The organism is Micromonospora sp. M51 (genome assembly GCF_018070305.1).
Classification (GTDB): Bacteria; Actinomycetota; Actinomycetes; order Mycobacteriales; family Micromonosporaceae; genus Micromonospora; species Micromonospora parva.
The window spans coordinates 1-4,069 of sequence record NZ_JAGPXZ010000580.1; the positions used below are offsets into that span (position 1 = coordinate 1).

Below are 4,069 nucleotides of genomic sequence, written 5' to 3' on the forward strand. Positions count from 1 at the left end.
TCGACACCGAGCGCCCGCAACGCCACCGGAACCGTCACGGCGACAGTGGCGCCGAGCACCACGCAGGCGAGCCCGGCCGCCGTCCCGCCACCCAGGCCGACCCGCTCCAACCAGACGAAGACCAGCAACGCCCCCGGTGGATGACCGGCGGTGTGGGTGGACCACGAGTCGGGCTGGAAGTCGAGGATCCGGTCGGCGAAGCCGGACAGCAGGTCGCCGACATCCGTCACCCCGGGCACCTCGTGCAGATACTCGGCCTGCACGGTGAGCCGCTCGGTCAACCCCGCGGACCAGCCGTCCACCAGGGCCAGCGACAGCGTCCAGAGCACCGCGGCGAGGTAGCCGACGACCAGCAGCCGATGCCACGGCAGGTCGGTTGCCCAGCGCGTGCCCCGCCAGACGACCAGCGCGGCGACGAGCAGCGCGGCGGGGGTGCCGGGCCCCAGGTGCGGCTGCCAGGAGGCGTAGAGCGGCGCCGTGTCGGCGTGCAGCCGTACGCCCTGGTGGTTGAGCAGCGCGCCGACGCAGACGGCAACGGCGAGCAGTGCCACCTCGGCACCGAGGACGATCAGGTCGGCGGACCGGGGTCGTCCCGGCCGGGTCATCATGGTCATGGTGACGGCCGACGGTACGACCTGCGACCAGGCAACCGACAGCCAGACGGCGAGACGTCAGAGAGTCGTAAGGAGTCGTTGGCGGGTAAGCGATTCGTAAGGAGCCACAGCGCTCCGGACCGCCCGTGGCGGGCCTAGCGTCGCCGGTATGCACACAACGATCGACGTGGTGCTGCCCTGTCTGGACGAGGCGGCCGCGCTCCCTGCCGTACTGGGCGGGCTACCGTCCGGCTACCGCGCCATCGTGGTCGACAACGGCTCCACTGACGGTTCGCCGGCCGTCGCCGCCGAGCACGGCGCCCAGGTTGTCCACGAACCGCGACGCGGGTACGGCGCGGCAGTGCACACCGGTCTGCTGGCGGCGCGGGCGGAGCTGGTCTGCGTGCTCGACGCGGACGGCTCGTTCGATCCGGCCGAGTTGCCCCGGCTCGTCGCGGCGGTGCTCGACGGTCGGGCCGATCTCGCCGTCGGGCGGCGTCGGCCGGTCTCGGCGGACGCCTGGCCGTGGCATGCCCGCACCGGGAACGCGCTGGTCGCCGCGCTGCTGCGGCGTCGTGGCGTGCCGGTGTCCGACATCAGCCCGATCCGGGTGGCCCGCCGGGCGGCGCTGCTGGGGCTCGGCGTCAACGACCGCGCGTTCGGCTACCCCTTGGAGCTGCTGCTCCGCGCGGCCGGGGCGGGCTGGCGGATCATCGAACTGGACGTGGGGTACGCACCCCGGGCCGTCGGCACCAGATCGAAGGTCTCCGGGTCGGTCCGGGGCACGTTACGGGCGACCCGGGACTTCGCCGGGGTGCTGCGCGCGGACGCCGGCGGTGCCCGGTGAACGTCCTGCTCGTGGTCGCGAAGGCACCGGTTGCCGGGCTGGCCAAGACGCGCCTCTGCCCGCCCGCTGATCCCACCCAGGCGGCCCGGGTCGCGGCGGCGTCGCTGTTGGACACCCTCGCGGCGGTGCGCGCCACCGCGTCGACCATTCCCGTGCTGGCCCACACCGGTCGGTTCGCCGACGCCGAGTACGGCGCGGAACTGACCGCCGCGTTGCGGGGTTGGCACCTGCTCGACCAGCGCGGCGGCACGTTCGCCGACCGCCTCGCGAACGCCCACGCCGACACCGCCGAGGCGTTTCCCGGCCGACCGGTGCTGCAGATCGGCATGGACACGCCGCAGATCCGCCCGGCCCTGCTCAGCACCGCGCTGCAGCGGCTCGCCACGCACGAGGCGGTGTTCGGGCCGGCGCTCGACGGCGGTTGGTGGGCACTCGGGCTGCGCGACCCGTCGTACGCGAGCGCGTTGCGCGAGGTTCCCATGTCGACGGCGGACACCGGTCGCCGCACCCTCACCGCTCTGCGCGGGCGCGGTCTGCACCCGGCGATCCTGCCCGTTCAGCGCGATGTCGACGAGTGGTCGGCAGCGCTGGCGGTCGCGGCCGACCTGCCCGGCACCCGGTTCGCGGAGGCCGTCGGGTCGGTGGGCGGCCACCTGACGAGCGGACGCCCCCGGTGAACGCGACGATCAGCCTCGACGGTTTCGACGTGGCGCTGGGCCGGCCCGACGGGTGGCCCGCCGACAGTGACCCGGGCGGTACCCCGGTCGGCCCGCTGCCCGCGGCCCGACCCGAGCACTGGCTGGTGCACACCGACGGGCGGCGTGACCTGTTGCCGGTTCGGCGCTGGCACGGCCCGCCCGAACCGGCGGTCGAGTCCGTCGCCGCCCGCTGCACCGGACCCACGATCGATCTCGGCTGCGGCCCCGGCCGGTTGACCAGGGCGCTCGCCCAGCGAGGTCTCGTCGCCCTCGGTGTGGACATCTCCGCCGAGGCGGTACGCCTCACCCAGGGCCGGGGCGTGATCGCCCTGCGCCGGGACGTCTTCGCGCCACTGCCCGGCGAGGGGAGATGGGCACACGCCCTGCTCATCGACGGCAACATCGGCATCGGTGGTGACCCGGTCCGACTGCTGCGCCGCTGCGGCGCCCTGATCGCGGCCGACGGAACACTGATGGTGGAGGTGGAACCCCCGGGTGCCGGGCTGTGGCGGGGACAGGCGTACGTCCTGTCCGGGCGCTCCGGTGAACGGGAGCTGCGGGGGTCGGCGTTTCGGTGGGCGCGGGTCGGGGCGGAGGCGGTGGCGCGTACCGCCGACGCCGCCGGCCTGCGGGTCGCGGACCGTTTCCGGTGCGGCCCCCGCTGGTTCGCCGAGCTGGCCCGCGCATGATCCGCCGAGCACGCATCCCCGCGCCGGAGGACTTCACCGCGTCGTCACACTCCCCGCTGGTCGCCGCCCGGCTCGGCCTCTGGCTCGGGGTGGCGTTCGGGCTGTGTTTCGGCACCGGACTGCTCAGCCACTACATCCAGCACCCACCGGGCTGGTTCAGCTGGCCGACCCGACCGGTCAACCTCTACCGGATCACGCAGGGCGTGCACGTGCTCTCCGGTGTCGCGGCGATCCCGTTGCTGCTGGCCAAGCTGTGGAGCGTCTACCCGCGACTGTTCGTCCGTCCGCCAGTGCGCCAGCCGATCCGGCTCTCCGCCCACGCCCTCGAACGGATCTCCGTCCTGGTGCTGGTGTGCGCCGCGTTCTTCGAACTGGTCACCGGCCTGTTCAACGTCGCCCAGTCGTACCCGTGGGGGTTCTTCTTCCCGACGGCGCACTACGCGGTCGCCTGGTTGGTGGCGGGCGCGGTGCTGCTGCACGTCGCGGTGAAGCTTCCGGTCGCCCGCGCGGCGCTGAAGACGCCGCTGCGGCGCGGTGCCCCGGCACCCGGGCCTGACGACTCGGTCGAGCGACGCGCGTTCCTGCGGACGTCGGCGGGGGCCGCCGGCATCGCCGTGCTGGCCACCGCCGGGGTCACCGTGCCGTGGCTGCGTCGGGTGTCGCCGTTGGCGTGGCGCTCCGCCGCCGGGCCGCAGGGCGTTCCGATCAACCGGACGGCGGCGGCCGCGCGCATCGTCGTTCCACCGGACTGGCGACTGGAGATCGTCTGGCCGGGTGGACGACGCACAGTGTCCCTGCCCGAGCTGGCGGCCCTGCCCCCACGCACGGCGCACCTGCCGATCGCCTGCGTCGAGGGTTGGAGCGCCTCGGCCCACTGGACCGGCGTGCCCGTCGTGCAGTTGCTCCGGTGGGCCGGCGCGCCCACCGGCCGACCGGTTCGGTTCACCTCACTGGAAACCGAGGGCCTGTACGCGGCGAGCACGCTCCCCGCCGTCCACGCCAGCGACCCGCTGACACTGCTCGCGCTGAGAATCAACGGCGAACAACTCTCCCCCGACCACGGTTACCCCTGCCGGCTCATCGCCCCGAGCCGCCCTGGCGTCCTGCAGACCAAGTGGGTGGCCCGGCTGGAGGTGTGGCGGTGAGGGCCGTCCGGCTGCTCCTGTTCGTGCTCGGCGCCGCGGCCACGGCGTACGGCGGTTGGCTGCTCCTCCCCCAGCTCGGCACCGCCCTGCCGTGGCT

The 4,069-nt window shown here is 74.1% G+C and carries 4 protein-coding genes and 1 pseudogene; 4 read left to right on the forward strand and 1 reads right to left on the reverse strand.

The window, feature by feature from the left end; genetic code table 11:
- Positions 1-605, reverse strand: a pseudogene (locus tag KBX53_RS24865) (hypothetical protein); the annotation flags it as partial.
- A gap of 157 nt (positions 606-762) precedes the next feature.
- On the opposite strand from KBX53_RS24865, the gene KBX53_RS24870 reads away from it, so the two are divergent.
- From KBX53_RS24870 to KBX53_RS24885, 4 genes are all read left to right on the forward strand, one after another.
- Entirely contained in the window at positions 763-1,440 is a 678-nt protein-coding gene (locus KBX53_RS24870) for a glycosyltransferase family 2 protein (protein WP_030330775.1), read from the forward strand.
- A complete protein-coding gene (locus KBX53_RS24875) occupies positions 1,437-2,117 on the forward strand; it encodes a DUF2064 domain-containing protein (RefSeq protein WP_210861947.1) in 681 nt (226 codons plus the stop codon). The genes KBX53_RS24870 and KBX53_RS24875 overlap by 4 nt, the downstream gene beginning before the upstream one ends.
- A 95-nt stretch (positions 2,118-2,212) precedes the next feature.
- Complete coding sequence (locus KBX53_RS24880) at positions 2,213-2,827, forward strand: bifunctional 2-polyprenyl-6-hydroxyphenol methylase/3-demethylubiquinol 3-O-methyltransferase UbiG (protein ID WP_036411219.1); 615 nt, start codon at positions 2,213-2,215, stop codon at positions 2,825-2,827.
- The gene (locus tag KBX53_RS24885) at positions 2,824-3,972 is read left to right on the forward strand and encodes a molybdopterin-dependent oxidoreductase (protein WP_210861949.1); all 1,149 of its coding nucleotides are present in this window, start codon (positions 2,824-2,826) and stop codon (positions 3,970-3,972) included. The genes KBX53_RS24880 and KBX53_RS24885 overlap by 4 nt, the downstream gene beginning before the upstream one ends.
- Positions 3,973-4,069: the final 97 nt, after the last annotated feature.

Coding starts and splice junctions, on each gene's coding strand:
- KBX53_RS24870 (WP_030330775.1), top strand. CDS start 763: ATGCACACAACGATCGACGTGGTGCTGCCCTGTCTGGACGAGGCGGCC.
- KBX53_RS24885 (WP_210861949.1), top strand. CDS start 2,824: ATGATCCGCCGAGCACGCATCCCCGCGCCGGAGGACTTCACCGCGTCG.